Source organism: Actinomadura sp. WMMA1423 (genome assembly GCF_006547145.1).
Lineage (GTDB): Bacteria > Actinomycetota > Actinomycetes > Streptosporangiales > Streptosporangiaceae > Spirillospora.
Genome location: NZ_CP041244.1, coordinates 7,508,662 through 7,522,816, shown reverse-complemented (window position 1 = coordinate 7,522,816; position 14,155 = coordinate 7,508,662). Strand labels below are relative to the sequence as shown.

The following is a 14,155-nucleotide window of genomic DNA, read 5'->3' as shown; positions in this document are numbered from 1 at the left end:
GCCTGATCACTTCTGCTGGAGCACGTAGCTGGCCTTGTCATGGAATCCGACGACGGTTCCGCCGTCCGCGACGAGCCGGCCCAGCGTGTCCCGCACCGCTCTGCGCCAGCGGGCGGCCAGGTCGGAGCCGGCCATGCGGATGCCCTCGATGTCCGGGGGCACCTCGAGCAGGACCGTCTCGGAATCCGTCACGCGGACCTCCGGTCCCCCGTCCGGCCCGACGACGAGCAGCCGCTGCGCGTCGGCCGGAACCTTGATCGGCATCGGCCGGCCCCGGTCGATCGCCCCTCTCACCTCGGGCTCCGTGATGTGCCAGACGACCCTGATGCGGTCGGACTGGTCATGCCCGTTGATGGCGTCGGGCATCTGTCCGTAGTGGTTCTCGAGGTAGGCCTCGGCTCGCGCGCCGAGTTTGGCGAGGTTGAAGTGCGCGTTGCGGCGCACCAGCGGATCGAAGGTCCAGATGATCCGCTCGATGCCGTGGTCCATCGCCCAGCGGCGCTGGTGCAGCTTGAGTTCCAGGCCGGCGTGCGGCTTGACCGCGCCGGTCACGTACGACAGGAGCGCCCGTCCGTGCGGTGGGCCGAAGTGACCGACCGATGCCCCGACCAGCGCGCCGTCGAGGAACGCTCCGGCGACGTAGTTCCCCTCATACGCGTATCCGCGCATGATCTCCCGGAGGATCGAGAGTGCGCCGTCCTCGAACCCCCAGATCCGGTCGAACAACTCGCAGGCCGCGGCCAGCTCATCGAGCTCCCGCAGTTCCCGGATTACAAAAGCGGACATGCCCACCTGCCTGGGGTCGATGCTCTTGATCCAAGATGCGCGATCACGTATACATTTCTACAATGTATGCGAAGCGTTTCGGGAGGACTATTGCCCAGGCATCACGAAACTGATCTTGGCCAGGAACGGTCAGCGAATTCAAGTTTCAACCGTGACGTTTCGTGGAACCAGATGGACTTGCCGGCCTACTGGAGATCCAACTACCAGGAGCCGCACGGAGACGATCTGAGCTTCGTCGCAATGGTCGGTTCCTTCATGGTCGACCACCTTCAGGGTAGAACCGACCTCCGAGGCGTCGATGTCGGCACCGGAGCCAATCTCTATCCCGCCTTCTCCATGCTCCCCTTTTGCTCCGCGCTGACGCTGATCGATATGTCCCCCTCCAGCATCAACTGGCTCACGCGCGAGCTGGGCGGTTCGCTGGCCGCCTGGACCCCCTTCTGGGACGAGTTCGCCAAGATCCCCGCGTACGCGGCCGCCGGCCCGTTGCACGAGGCCATCAGGGCCCGCACCCGGATCGAGATCAAGCAGGCGTCGGTCTTCGACCTGCCCGGCGAGCAGTGGGACGTCGGCACGATGTTCTTCGTCGCCGAGTCCATATCCGGGGACAGGGAGGAGTTCGAAGCGGCGCTCGCGCGGTTCGTCATGGCACTCCGGCCGGGCGCCCCGTTCGCCGTCGCGTTCATGGAGAACTCCGAAGGCTGGCGGGTCGGCGATCAGGACTTTCCGGCCGTGGCGATATCCATCGAGGATGTCGTGGCATCCATGCCTTTTTGCACACAACTGCACCACGTGAAGCGGCTGAGCGCGGAGGAAAAGCCGATCCGCCCGGGTTATACTGGGATGATCTTGGCATGCGGCATCAAAAGATCAACTGAAAGCTGAGCACGATGAGGATTCAACCACGCGAAGAACTCCTCAACCTCTGGCGCTCCGTCGTGAAGGTCTCGCTCGATGGAGACAAGTGGCAATGGGGCGGCCGGTACGAACGCAACTCGATCAGCGATGCCGAGCAGCTCCTGTGCATCATCTATCCGGCGACGGTCCTCCCGTACTTCCGCCTCGACCAGCCCGACGAGACCGCCGACGACATCCTCGAGGTCTTACGGCCGCTCGGCGACGAGCTGGACATCCCCCAGCGCCTGATCGAGTTGCTCATCGAGCACATCGAGTACTACACCGACAGCGACGGCCCCTCCTTCGCCGGAGGCAGCTACTTCAAGGGCGCCACGGACGGCGCCGACCCCACCCCGGAGCAGATGCAGGTCGACGTCGTCGACTCGTTCTCGATGGCGGTCTCGCTGATGCTGAGCACGCTGTCGCTCGTCCGCGGTGTCGGCAACACGGTCATGAACCCCGAGGTCGAACGCCGTCTGCGCCACCTCGAGCGGATCGCGAACGTCCGGCTGACCGCCGCGATGGTGGGCCTGCTGCGCAGCTTCGTCATCAACGTCTTCACACCTGACTCCAACGAGGGCCAGGCCCTGCTCGGCACGGTGAACCGGACCAACCGCTCGAACCGCCAGGTCGCCGAGGAACTGCGCTCGTCGCTGCAGGAGATCCGCGCCTCCCTCGGGGACGTGACCTTCGGTTTCCGCCAGCAGCGGGCCACCGAACTGATCGAGAACCGCAACCGGCTGTTCGAGATCGGTTGGACCTGGGGCATCGCCGAGGACGCCCCGGAGGTGGAGATCGCCCCCTCGGTGACGAACCAGCGCAGCGGCGTCGCGGAGAGCGCGCCCTTCCTGTACTTCACGGTGAACGCCCTGGACGGCATCGCCGACCTGTTCTCCGGGCGCACGACCGTCCTCGGACTCCTCAACGAGGAGCAGCAACGCCTCGCCGGCGCGCTCAAGCTGCGGTGGGAACTCACCCAGCGGTACTGGGGCACGATCGCGACCTTCGGCGACTCACGCAGGTGGCCGCTGGAGGACCTGCCGTGGCGCACCACCGACGACCGGGAGTCCGACCACTTCAGCCTCCTGATCATCTCCCTCGTCCTCCAGGACCAGGAGGTCCGCGGCACGAGCACCATGGAACTCCCGCGGCTGGCGGAGATCCTCATGAAGCTGGGAGAGCGCGGCCGCGTGACCAGCCGGGCCACCCGGGACGACGCCGCCGTCCGCTACCACACGCCGGGCACGGAGATCCAGCTCGGCGGCAGCGGGGGCGACGGGCCCGACCTGATCTGGCGGCTCAACGACTTCTCCCCGCTGCTGCTGAAGGACGTCCTACGGCTGGCCAAGCTGTCCAGGGACGCCGATCTGCGGGAAGACCTCGTGCAGGCCGCGGACGAGATCTGGGACCACATCTTCCGGCGCCGGATCCAGCACTCGATCAACGCGGGGCTCTGGGACGACGCGGCGAACGTCTTCGAGGCCCTCAAGAAGCACAACGACCGCCCGTCCTGGTACTACACCGAGCGGATAGTCGAGTGCATCGTCATGGCGATCAACCTGATCCGGGATCCGCTCCCCCGCAGCAGCAGCATCCACGCCTACGCCCGCGGCATCCTCAGCGAGACCGACAACCTCTTCGATCTGGAGCTACTCGAGGCCAACGTGGTCGACCGGGGAGCGCTGCGCGCCCAGCTGGAGGAGGCCCGGCTCAACCTCAACCACGCGCACGAGATCGCGTCCCTGCGGCCGGCCACCGCCGTCGGGATCGCGATGGAGATCCTGCGCATGCTGGAGAAGGTCGGTGTGGCCCGGCAGAACGCCGCGGAAGGGACCGGTTGACGTGCTCGTCATCGCCACCTCCGACAAAGGCGGCACCGGACGCTCGGTCACCACGTGCAACGTCGCCTACCGGCGCGCGGTCCAGGGCGATGACGTCTGCTACCTGGACTTCGACTTCGGCTCGCCGACCGCGGGGGCGATCTTCGGCATCGAGCGGATGGCCCATGGGACCAAGGGCGAGGACGGGCTCCACCGGTATTTACAGGGCAAGACGGTGACGCCCAGCCATGTCGACATCTGGTCGGAGAGCCGCCGGCCTCCGGGCACCGGTCCCCGGCCGACGGGTGCAGGGAACCTCGTCCTGTACCCCGGTGACCTCGGCGGCGGCGAGTTCACCGCCAAGCCCGAGGTCATCGAGCGCTGCGCCGACCTGCTGCTGCAGTTGCAGAGCCAGTTCTCGGTGGTCTTCATCGACCTGAGCGCCGGGCGGTCCCACGCGGCGGAGATGATCCTCACCGTCACCGCGCGGGAGGAGCGGATCTCCGACACCCGCTGGCTGGTCTTCCACCGCTGGACCAGGCAGCACATCTCGGCCGCGGCGGACCTGGTCTTCGAGGACCGGGGGCTGCTGGAGTTCGGCAACCTGTTCGGCCACGACCGCGACGAGCTGCGGCGGCGCATCCGCTTCGTGCGGACGGCGGTGATCGACCCGAAGAGCGACCAGGGCGTGCTGGGGCTGCGCGCCGAGCAGGAGGCGTGGTTGCGCCAGGTCGACAAGGGCCTCAACGAGCAGGCCAACATCGCGGGGCTGGGCCGTACCTCCGTCATCGCGACGGTGCCCGTCGACCCGGTGCTCCAGTGGCGGGAGCAGCTCATCACCGACGAGGACGTCTACGCCGAGATCGCCAATGACGGCACCGTCGAAGCGTTCACCAAGCTCGCCGCGAACCTGGACGATCCGGCGGCATGGAGCCGGATATGACGGAACCCGAGTTGGAGGTCGACGTCCTCACGAGCCAGCCCCGCGTGGAGCTGGTGCCGCGCTCGCACCTGTCGCTCGAGCTCGGCCACCTGTACATGGAGGATCTGCTGGACGGTCCGGAGACCCTGCGCCGCCACTTCGGACGGATCGGCCCATGGGCGGACTTCGTCCGCGCCCGATACCCCGCTCCCCTGCGGATCAGCACCTGCTTCCTGGTCGACGACTACTTCAGCCAGCTGACCTCGCCCAAGAAGCTCGTGCCCGAACTGCTCGACGCGGCGCACGACGCCGGGTTCGGCATCGACTACCTGGTGCGGGAGTCCGCGTGCGCATCCGCCGGCGAGGTGTCTCCGGCGGAGCTGGTCCTCGGCCGTATCGTCTCCGACCCCCCGCAGGGCAGCAACGGCCTCCGTCCGCCGGTCCACCTCACCGGTTGGGTCTCCAACAGCAGGGACAGGCTCCGGCCCGACGGCCTGGACGAGGCGCTCGCCACCCGGCCCTGGCACCCTCCCGAGCAGAACGGCGCCCGGACTCACGGCATCTGCATGGAGGTCCAGATCTGGGACGAACGGGACGGCCGGCGGCGGTGGTCCTGTGCGATGCTCTCGGCCGTCTGGCAGCTGCTCCGGTTGGGGCTTCTCCGCCATCAGGGCAAGCCCGTGGTCTCGCCCACGCGGTGGACGGCCGAGTACCCGGAGCGCTGGGAGGACCTTCCGCCGCTGGTCCAGCTCGCCGACGGCGCCCAGCCGTTCGCCGCGTTCCGGACGATGTCGTTGCTCCAGGCCCGGTTCGCCGACGTGGAGGCCGCCGTGCGGACCATCCTCGACCAGGTGTTCGTCGATCCGGCCGTCACCGAGCAGACCGCCGCCCAGGCGGCGGCCCAGAAGGTCGATCTGCCCGGTGACGTCGTCGGCAGGATCTCCCATGTCTTCGGCGCAGGCTTCTGAGAGCGCCCTCTCCATCGGAGAGATCCGGACCGGCCTCCTCGCGCACTCCTCGCAACTGTCCGTGGCGGAGACGGTCAGGCTGCTCGGCCTGGTGCCCGGGGAGCAGGTGCGGCATGCCGCGCGTCCTCGCGCCTACGCCGTCTCGCCCCAGCGGCTGACCGGCATCGACTGCTTCATGCCTTCGCATTCGGGACGTCGTGTCCGGGGCGTCGGCACGTTCGCGACACGGGCCACCCTGACAGGCGGCCTGATCGTGCAGTCCTGCTCGTACACGACGCTCGTGCCGTCGTCCCGGCAGTACCGGCAGGCGTGGTCGCACTACCTGGCCAGTCCCGGCGTGGCCGAATACCTCGGCCGGTTGCGCCTGGAAGACGCGGCCGCGGGGTTCGCCCAGTCCGAGCACGGGCACCTGAACATCGAGATGGGGCGCACCGCCGAATCCACGATCTTCAACCTCCAGCGGTCGCGGCTGCTCGACGGCAGGCAGCCGCTGCACGCTCCGCTGGGACGGTGGCGGTGGGCGCTGCAGCCCGTGCGGGAGAGCGGCGGCCCCGGCCTCTACCGCTTCACCGTCCTCCCCGAGGGCACCCGCCTGATCCGGCTCTCGGTCGTCTGGCCCAACGTGTCCGACCTGCTCGACCTGGTCGAGGACCTGGCGTTGCACGACTGGCTGCTCGACGTCGTCAACCGCCAGATCGAGCGGGCGCGGCCCGGCTCCGGGGATCTGGACCGGACGCTCCAGCACATCGGACCCGTCATCGACCACCTGCTTCACCACTGGATGCCCAAGGCCCGGGTCCAGCCCGGCCTCTACGGGTTGTGGGACGCCTTCGACCGGTTCCAAGGCCTGACCCGGCAGTGGGACCTGGCCACCCACCGGATCCGCGACCATGTGGCGCTCAACAGCCTGCGCCTGGTGCTGCGGACGGAGAGCGAGTGGTCGGGCATGGGCTGAGCTAGCGCGAGCGGCTCGACGCGAGGCGCTCCGGCCTGCCCACGTGCAGGTCGGCGCGGTCCTCCTCGGTCAGCGGCATGTCGAGCAGCAGCTTGGCGGCGAGCTGCGCCGTGCGCGGCGCCAGCGTGATCCCCAGTCCGTTGTGCCCGGTGGCCGCCAGAACGCGGTGGGACGGATCGACGTAGCCGAGGACCGGCAGCCCGTCCGACGTCCCCGGCCGGATCCCGGCGCGGGCGCCGATGACCTCCCAGTCGGCGACGGCCGGCAGGATGCGCCGCAGGTTCCGCAGGATGTCCTCTGTGGCCCGCGAAGACGTCCCCGGTGTCGCGTCGCCCCGGTCATGGGTCACGCCCACGGCCACCCGGCCCTCGGCGTAGGGGGACGCACGGACGATGTGCGTCTCCTCGTCGTCGGGCAGCAGCGCGTCGCACTGGGTGCGCAGCCCGCCGCCCGGCGGAGCCGCGACCTCGAGTATCTGCCCCTTGATGGGGCTGAAGCTGTCGTCCCGCCAGTCGATGAAGTCCTTGACCAGCTCATGGCTCAGGTGCCCCGCCGCGACCACCACCCGATCGGACCGCAGGACGCGCCCGGATCTCAGCGTGACCCGTACGCCGTCCCCGTCCACGCGAATGGACTCGGCGCTGTCCTGGACGCAGGTGATGCCGTCGTCGGCCTTGAGGACCGCCTCCAGCGCGGCCATCACACGCACGGGCTCGACCGCCAGGTCATCTGGCAGCCATAGCCCTCCCCTGACGGCGGGCCCCAGCAGCGGCTCGTGCCTGCGCACCTCGTCGGCGCCGAGTTCCTCGGCGGCCACGCCGCGCTCGCGGAGCAGCGGAAGCACGTCGTCGACCAGCCGACCGTGCTCCTTTTCCTCGAGCGCCACGCAGAGAAGCCCGGAGGGGCGGAGTTCGATCGGGCGGCCCCAGGCGGCGGAGAGCCGCTCGATCCAGCCTGGGTAAAGGTCACGGCTGCGTTGGGCCATGGGGCCGAGGGCGCCGTGTGCTTCGTCGTAGAGATGCGGGTTGATCCCACCGGCCGCCGCCTGCGAGGCGCTGGTCTTGACGCAGGCGCCGAACTCCCCGTCCACCACGCTGACCCGCAGGCGCGACCCGCATCGCAGGTGTTCGGCGATCCCACCTCCGATGATGCCTCCGCCGACGATGATCACATCGTGGTGGGTAGGGGCCATCACAACTCCTTCGACACCGAGGTCTTCTTGGGACGGCGGGTACCTCGGCTCGGTGCCCATCGTCGAGCTGATTCCGAAGCGTCGCCCACCTGCCCGCACCCAAGGCAGAGAGCGGCGCCGAGCGAATCAACCAAAAGTGGGCCATCGCTAGAGCATCCCGAAAGGAAGTTATATCACCGGCCGCTCTCCGGAGCGAAGTAAGAGTAGGTTGCCGGTTTCACCACGATACCCACCAAGCCGCTTTGACCGGCATCCTGCGCCTAAATGGTGAGTCTAAGTTGGTTCACTGTTTTTGGGTGCTGACAGGATGATGTCGTGAGGTGGCCGACAAGCGCCGCCGGGAGCACGTCGAACGATCTCACCCCAGCGGGGAGAGCACTCACCGCCCTAGATGGCGTTTTGTCGGTTATGTCGCCTTTTGATGCCGGTGTGGAGGGACGGAGGCGGGCGGCATCGCATTGGGCACGGTCTGCGCATTCGAATGCCCGATGCCCTGCCGAAGAAGGCGGAACGCTCGCGTGGGAATTGGTTCGCAAATACTTTGGACCCGGTGGCGCTGCGACAGCGTGCAGCCGACCGCCTCGGCTGTGAACAATGGCTGGGCGGAGAGCTTGAAAAATTCACCGGTATGCGTATCTGAAATCACACTTCCACAGAACCTGGTCGACGGCGGATTTCAGCGATCCGGGGCGGGAGGCCATTGCCGCTTGTGGCCGGGATCCGGGGATCGCGGCGGGGAGGCACCGGCGGCCGTGTCATGGTGGCGCATGGCCGACGGTGGCCGACCCGGACGCGGCTCGTCGTCCAGCCCGTGGAGTCTCTTGACGATGAAGCGCGCCCGCCGCCGACCCACGGCCGGGGCAGCACCAGCGTGATCTCCGGCCGCCGACCGCGCTCACCGTCCGCCCGGCCGGCGAAACCCCGCGCGGCGAACCGGCCCCGCCTTTCACCCATCGTCGTCGCGGTCAGCCCCGACTCGGCCGCCACCGCGGTATTCGAGATCCCCTCAGCACACGCCGGGACGATCCGGGACCGCTCGGCCTGCCGCCTATGCGCCGACCCGGCAGAGCGCACCGACCCGGCACGATCTCGGCCCGACAAAGCGATCTCTACGGCCCGTGGTCCACGCTGACCCATGGAGCTAAGTTATCAATCCGGACTTCCCATTTCAGGTGCAGGCCGAAAGAGGCGGACCGGTCCCCCCTCGGCCTGCGCATCGGAGAAGAGGCGCCGATGGACGGCCCAGCGATGGCCGGCGATGAGGATTGAGCACGTCGACCTGATCGAGGTCGCGCTGCCGCTCGTGAGCCCCTTCCGATACTCGACCGGGACCATGACGGCCAGGGAGACGTTCCTGCTGCACGTGGTGACCGACACCGCCGAGGGCTGGGCCGAATTCGCCGGGGACCCCGACCCGGGCTACTACCCGGAGTTCGCCGGCGCCGCCGAGATCGTCATCCGCGACTTCCTGCTGCCCGGCGTCCTCGCGCTGCCAGAGCCGCGGGTCGCCGAGCTCGCCCCGGTCTTCGCGGCGGTCAAGGGCAACCGCCTGGCCAAGGCGGCACTCGAGACGGCGCTGCTGGATGCCGAGCTGCGCTCCTACGGAATGTCGCTCGGCACCTTCCTCGGGGCGTCGCGGGAGGCCGTTCCAGTCGGCGTGTCCGTCGGCATGCAAGACTCGGTCGGCGAGCTGCTCGATGTGGTGGAACGGTATCTGGCCGAAGGCTACGCCCGCATCAAACTGAAGATCGCCCCTGGCTGGGACCTCGAACCCGTGCGCGCGGTCCGGGAACTGTTCGGGAACGGCCTGCGGCTACAGGTGGACGCCAATACCGCCTACACCCTTGGCGATGCCGGGCACCTGCGCCGCCTGGACGAGTACGACCTGCTGCTCATCGAGGAGCCGCTGCAGGAAGACGACCTGTACGCCCACGCGCAGTTGCAGCGGCGACTGACGACCCCGATATGCCTGGACGAGTCCATCCACACGGCGCGCGACGCCGCCACCGCCATCGCGCTCGACGCGTGCCGGGCCATCAACGTCAAGCCGGCCCGTGTCGGCGGATACCTGGAGGCCCGGCGGATCCACGACCTCGCCAGCGCGCACGGGGTTCCCGTCTGGTGCGGCGGCAACCTCGAAACCGGCATAGGCCGCGCCGCCAACCTGGCGCTGGCCGCTCTGCCCGGCTTCACCCTCCCCGGCGATCTGTCGGCCTCGGACCGCTATTTCGCCGAGGACCTCACCGAGCCGTTCGTCCTGCACCACGATCTCATGCGCGTGCCCGACGGGCCGGGCATCGGCATCGATCCCCGGCCGGACGCGCTGACCCGGCACACCGTCGCCGTCAGGCGCCTCCACCCGCGGGAGTGACGTCAGGAGGCCTGCGCCTTGTTGCGGCGGAGTCCGGACGGCGCGCCTCACCGAGGTCAACGCGGACCGCCGGTCGACCGGCCTCGTCGACGGCATCGTCCGGGCGCGGTACCGGCACGGCGGCGGCCCCGTCCCGCTCCACCGGCCGCTGGGTACAGGCGGGCGGTCCTGGAGGACGTGCTCCACGACCGCCCCGGGCTGGCCGAAGGCCTCTACGGCGTCATCAACCCGCTGCCGGCCTGAGGGTCCCGGGCACGGCCCCGGGCCGGGCGAGATGCTGTTGGGCAAGGCGGCATTTCACCGCTGGCAGGGGGGTGCTCGTCAGGGGGTCGGGGTGGTCTCGTTCCGGAGGACGGCCAGGCGGTGGCGGTACTCCTTCTCGTCGATCTCGCCGCGGGCGAAGCGCTCGGCCAGGATCTGCTCGGCGCCCTCGGCCGGCGGCTTCGGGGGCGGCGGCGGGGGCGGTCGGTGGTCCCTGCCGGGGAGGTAGCGGACCACGAGGATGATCGTGAAGATCAGCAGGGCCCAGAACAGCAGCATGCCGACGGTCATGAAGCCGTAGCCCCAGCCGTTCATGTGATCGCCGTACATCATCGCGGCCCACTCCTTCCCAGGGCCGGCCGTGTCGCTGCTCGCGCGGTTCGGCTCGTGCCTTCCGGTGGGACGCCTCCACGGTGCTCCCGGCGAAGGGTGATCGGCAGCGGCGAAGGTCGGCGTTCGGGAGGGTCGAAGGTCCTTCTGCGGTGGCGGTCACTCCGGACCGGAGCCCGCGGCCTCTTCCGCGTCCGGGTGCTGATCGGAGAGTCTGGGGACATGGACAGCGAGGGACTGACCGAGCTCGTCCGCCGGCTTGCCGATGAACAGCGCTGGGACGACCTTCGGGCCCTGTACGACCGGCTCGATGGTGAGAGTCCCCGGTCGACGCCCTCCCCTCCGGAGAGGAGGGTCCGAGGGGAGCACGAACTGGGTCTGGCGTGGATCGCCCGCATCATGGCCGGGCGCGCGCCCGCTCGGCACGCCGCGCACATCGTGACCCGGGAGTACGAGGTCGACCCCTGGGAGGCGGCGGAACTCCACGAGGCACTGGCCATGAGGCCCTGGGCGGAGCTCGCCGAGCACCTGGCCCATCGCGAGCTGCGGCATCTGGTCGCGCATTCGCGGGTCCTGCGCGGTGAGGACCTGACCGGCGTGTCGACCCTCGACACCGCGGTGTTCGCCGGGGTCCCGTTCGTGCTCCAGCCGTGGGAACGCGTGTGCTGGGATTTCGAGTGGTCCATCCGCCACTTCTCCGGGCAGGGTGCCATCGGCTTCCCGAAGCCGTCCTTCCCTCCGGACGGCCTGGAGCTGACCGTGCCGATCGCCGGCACGGATCACACGGGCCTTCAGACCGAGCCCGTCCCCGACGCCTACTGGCTGGAATCTCCGATCACGGTGCGTGGTACGGCCTGGGAGGGGGCGGCGTTCGCGATGTCCACCTGGCCGGAGCCGCCCGCTGAGCCGTACGGCGCGCCGGCCGAGTTCGCCGCCGCCTATCCGGATCTGGTCGGCATGGCCGGGGGCGGCGCGGCCTACGGACAGTGGTCGGAGGCGCGCGGGCGCATCGGGATCTGGCGGCTTCTGGCCCGGATCGGCGGCCTCGCCGAGCCCGTCGACGCGGCGGCCATGGCGGACGTCGTCGCCCGCCTGCGCTGCGTGACCTGGCGTCGGCCCGACGACGACATCTGGTTCATGCACCTGGCCATCGAGGACCCGCTCAGCGGACTGACCTGGGTGCTGGACGGTCAGGACTTCGACTGACCCGCGAGCCCGGCGGAGAGGACGAGCCGTCAGACGGGCGTGATCGGGAGGGAACGGCGAGGCTGGAAGGTGAAGGCGGTACCGGTGCTGAAGCGGACGACGGCCACCTCGTCCGGCTCCGGCGTCGGGTGGTCGCGGCGGACGACCGTCGACCGCCACTCGTCGGCGCCGAGAGCGGTGGCCTCTACGTCGAGGTGGGGGTCCGCGGCGCGGACGATCGCCTTCAGCGCGGTCGTCCACTCCGGGCCGCAGAGGGAGATCCATGCGCCGTCCTCGTGTGCCGGGGACGGGCGGACGGTGATGGACGGGGCGTCGACCTCGGCGGCGACGTAGGCGGCGGGGTTGAGGAGGGGGTGCAGCGCGAGGAGGCGGGTCGCGCCCTCGGTGTCGCGCGGCAGGTCCAGGGCTTGGACGAGGCGCTCCGCGGCGACGCCGGCGATGCCGACGAGTTGCTTGCGGCGGATGCGGAGCAGTTCGGCGGCGTCGGTGGCGCGCTTGGCCACGGAGAGGGTGAAGGCCCGGTTGAGGAGGTGCATCTGCAGGCAGACCTCGTCGGCGATCCGGGCCAGGGCGGAGCGGGAGAAGGCGGCGAAGTCGAGGTCGGAGAGCAGGGGGCCGGAGTAGTCGGCGAGGCCGTCGTCGGCCGGGTCGATCGGGGCGAGTTCGAGGGTCGCGGCGCGGGAGCGCTCGTTGTCGGCGAGGAGCGGGATGCCCTGCGCGGGCGGGTACGACTCGTCGATGATCACCGTCCACGCGCAGTGGGGGTGCCGGTCGGCGGGGCTGCGGGGCGGGCGGTGGAGCGGTCGCACCTGGGCCTTCGGGTTGGTCGCGACCGCGGTGGCGTCGAAGGTGGGGTCCTCGATGTCGTGGCACATGGAGCGCACGTAGTCCTCGCCCATCGGCTCCACGTCCATCAGGGCGCCGCAGTGGTCGAGGTGGAACTCGCCGTGCCGGCGGTCGTGCACCGTGTAGCGGAAGTCCATGAACTGGGGCGGGGCACCGATGTCGAGCTGGAGGCCCTTGAAGATGGTCGGGACGTCGCCCTCGCCGGGCACGTCGGGGGCGTAGCCGAGGGCCCGCTGCATCCGCCGGGTGTAGATCGGGCTCGACGCCGCCCACTCCTCGATCGCGATCCGCGCCATCTTCTCCCTTCCGAACGCGGAGATGCACCACGCCATCCCGGAGCGGTCGATGAGCTGCCCGATCAGGAGCAGCTCGGGGACGGCGAGCGCGAGCTCCTCGCGGGTCAGGCCGGCGTACCGGCCCGGAGGTGTGGCCGGCGGGTGGGCCATCTGCGTGTCTCCTTGGTCTGCGGTGGGGGTTGCCGGAAGGCGGCGCCGGACGGCGGCGCCGGACGGCGGCGCCGGACGGCGTCCGGTGGGACGGGACCGTGTCCCACGCGCTACCGGTCGCTAGGCCAGGCCCAGCCGTTCGGCCGTCCTGTCCAGGTACTTGAGCACCGCGGCCTCGTCGGCGTCCGGTACGCCCCAGATCAGCTCGGACGCCCCGGCGGCCTCCCATTCGGCGAGGTCCTCGGGCGCGGGCCTCCTGGCGACCAGGATCCGCACGTCGGGCTCGCCCGCCCGGTCGGCCTCGGCCCACTCCTTGCGCAGGAGGTCGGCCTTCGCGGCGACGCCGGTCTCGATCGGGGTGGTCATCCAGCCGTCGGCGTTGCGGGCGATCCACTTCATGGTCTTCGGGCCGCCGCCGGCACCGATGATCACCGGGATGCGGCCCTGCGGCGGCTTCGGGTAGGCCCAGCTCGGGCCGAACGACACGAACTCGCCGTCGCAGGACGCCTCCTCCTCCGTCCACAGGGCGCGCATCGCCTCCAGGTACTCCTTGAGGACGGTGCGCCGCCTCTCCGCGGGGACGTGGTGGTCGGCCAGCTCGTCGGTGTTCCACCCGAAGCCGGCGCCGATCGTCAGCCGTCCGCCGGACAGGTGGTCGAGGGTCGCGAGCGTCTTGGCGAGGGTGATCGGGTCGGACTCCACCGGCAGCGAGACCGCGGTGGCCAGTCCGATCCGCTCGGTCACCGCGGCGGCGGTCGCCAGGCAGACCCACGGGTCGAGGGTGCGCAGGTAGCGGTCGTCGGGCAGGTCCTCGCCGCCGGTGGGGTGCAGCGCGTCGCGGCGCACCGGGATGTGGGTGTGCTCGGGGACGTAGAAGGTGTCGAAGCCGCGCTCCTCCGCGGCCTTCGCGAGGGCTGCCGGCCTGATGCCGCGGTCCGAGGTGAAGAGCACGACTCCGTTGCGCATGGCGTCATAGTAGAACGCGTTCCAGCGGAACTGGAAGAGTGACTGGACAGGTGTCCGATCGATCGCCCGGGGGGCGCCGGCCCTTGCCGCGCCGCGCGGTCCGGGACTAATGTGGACACATGTCCAGTCAGGTGACCAGTCCGGTGCGGCCCCAAAGAGCCGATGCTCGGCGGGGCCAGGCGGCGGAGA

The 14,155-nt window shown here is 69.8% G+C and carries 12 protein-coding genes; 7 read left to right on the top strand and 5 right to left on the bottom strand.

Annotation, left to right across the window (positions count from 1 at the left end; all coding sequences use genetic code 11):
- Positions 1 to 6 precede the first annotated feature (6 nt).
- Complete coding sequence (locus FKD65_RS34905) at positions 7 to 786, bottom strand: GNAT family N-acetyltransferase (RefSeq protein WP_141582883.1); 780 nt, start codon at positions 784 to 786, stop codon at positions 7 to 9.
- 66 nt (positions 787 to 852) lie between these two features.
- Between FKD65_RS34905 and FKD65_RS34900 the strand changes: the two genes are divergently transcribed.
- Genes FKD65_RS34900 through FKD65_RS34880 form a run of 5 tightly spaced genes read left to right on the top strand, consistent with a single transcriptional unit; the run spans position 853 to position 6,348 of the window.
- Positions 853 to 1,671 carry an SCO2525 family SAM-dependent methyltransferase gene (locus FKD65_RS34900; RefSeq protein WP_302931564.1) on the top strand — a complete coding sequence of 273 codons (819 nt, stop codon included), beginning with the start codon at positions 853 to 855 and terminating at the stop codon, positions 1,669 to 1,671.
- Between the two features lie 5 nt (positions 1,672 to 1,676).
- A complete protein-coding gene (locus FKD65_RS34895; protein WP_141582879.1) occupies positions 1,677 to 3,524 on the top strand; it encodes an SCO2524 family protein in 1,848 nt (615 codons plus the stop codon).
- A 1-nt stretch (position 3,525) separates the two neighbouring features.
- Entirely contained in the window at positions 3,526 to 4,446 is a 921-nt protein-coding gene (locus FKD65_RS34890) for an SCO2523 family variant P-loop protein (protein WP_141582877.1), read from the top strand.
- Positions 4,443 to 5,393 carry an SCO2522 family protein gene (locus tag FKD65_RS34885; protein WP_141582875.1) on the top strand — a complete coding sequence of 317 codons (951 nt, stop codon included), beginning with the start codon at positions 4,443 to 4,445 and terminating at the stop codon, positions 5,391 to 5,393. Before FKD65_RS34890 ends, FKD65_RS34885 begins: the two co-directional genes overlap by 4 nt.
- Positions 5,371 to 6,348, top strand: a complete 978-nt coding sequence (locus FKD65_RS34880) for an SCO2521 family protein (RefSeq protein ID WP_141582872.1) — start codon at positions 5,371 to 5,373, stop codon at positions 6,346 to 6,348. Before FKD65_RS34885 ends, FKD65_RS34880 begins: the two co-directional genes overlap by 23 nt.
- Position 6,349: 1 nt before the next feature.
- On the opposite strand, the gene FKD65_RS34875 is transcribed toward FKD65_RS34880, so the two are convergent.
- Positions 6,350 to 7,540: an FAD-binding oxidoreductase gene (locus FKD65_RS34875; RefSeq protein WP_168221288.1), complete on the bottom strand. Its 1,191-nt coding sequence runs from the start codon at positions 7,538 to 7,540 to the stop codon at positions 6,350 to 6,352.
- 1,258 nt (positions 7,541 to 8,798) lie between these two features.
- On the opposite strand from FKD65_RS34875, the gene menC reads away from it, so the two are divergent.
- The gene (gene menC, locus FKD65_RS34870) at positions 8,799 to 9,911 is read left to right on the top strand and encodes an o-succinylbenzoate synthase (RefSeq protein WP_141582868.1); all 1,113 of its coding nucleotides are present in this window, start codon (positions 8,799 to 8,801) and stop codon (positions 9,909 to 9,911) included.
- Between the two features lie 321 nt (positions 9,912 to 10,232).
- Here menC and FKD65_RS34865 read toward each other — a convergent pair whose 3' ends face one another.
- Positions 10,233 to 10,505, bottom strand: coding sequence for an SHOCT domain-containing protein (locus tag FKD65_RS34865; protein ID WP_205718350.1), 273 nt, complete (start codon positions 10,503 to 10,505; stop codon positions 10,233 to 10,235).
- A gap of 219 nt (positions 10,506 to 10,724) precedes the next feature.
- Between FKD65_RS34865 and FKD65_RS34860 the strand changes: the two genes are divergently transcribed.
- Positions 10,725 to 11,708, top strand: a complete 984-nt coding sequence (locus FKD65_RS34860) for a hypothetical protein (protein ID WP_141582866.1) — start codon at positions 10,725 to 10,727, stop codon at positions 11,706 to 11,708.
- Positions 11,709 to 11,737: 29 nt separating this feature from the next.
- Here the strand turns inward: FKD65_RS34860 and FKD65_RS34855 are convergent, their stop codons facing one another.
- Entirely contained in the window at positions 11,738 to 13,000 is a 1,263-nt protein-coding gene (locus tag FKD65_RS34855) for a hypothetical protein (RefSeq protein ID WP_141582863.1), read from the bottom strand.
- Between the two features lie 120 nt (positions 13,001 to 13,120).
- Positions 13,121 to 13,966 (bottom strand): LLM class F420-dependent oxidoreductase, encoded by an 846-nt coding sequence (locus tag FKD65_RS34850; protein ID WP_141582861.1) that lies wholly within the window; start codon positions 13,964 to 13,966, stop codon positions 13,121 to 13,123.
- Positions 13,967 to 14,155 lie beyond the last annotated feature (189 nt).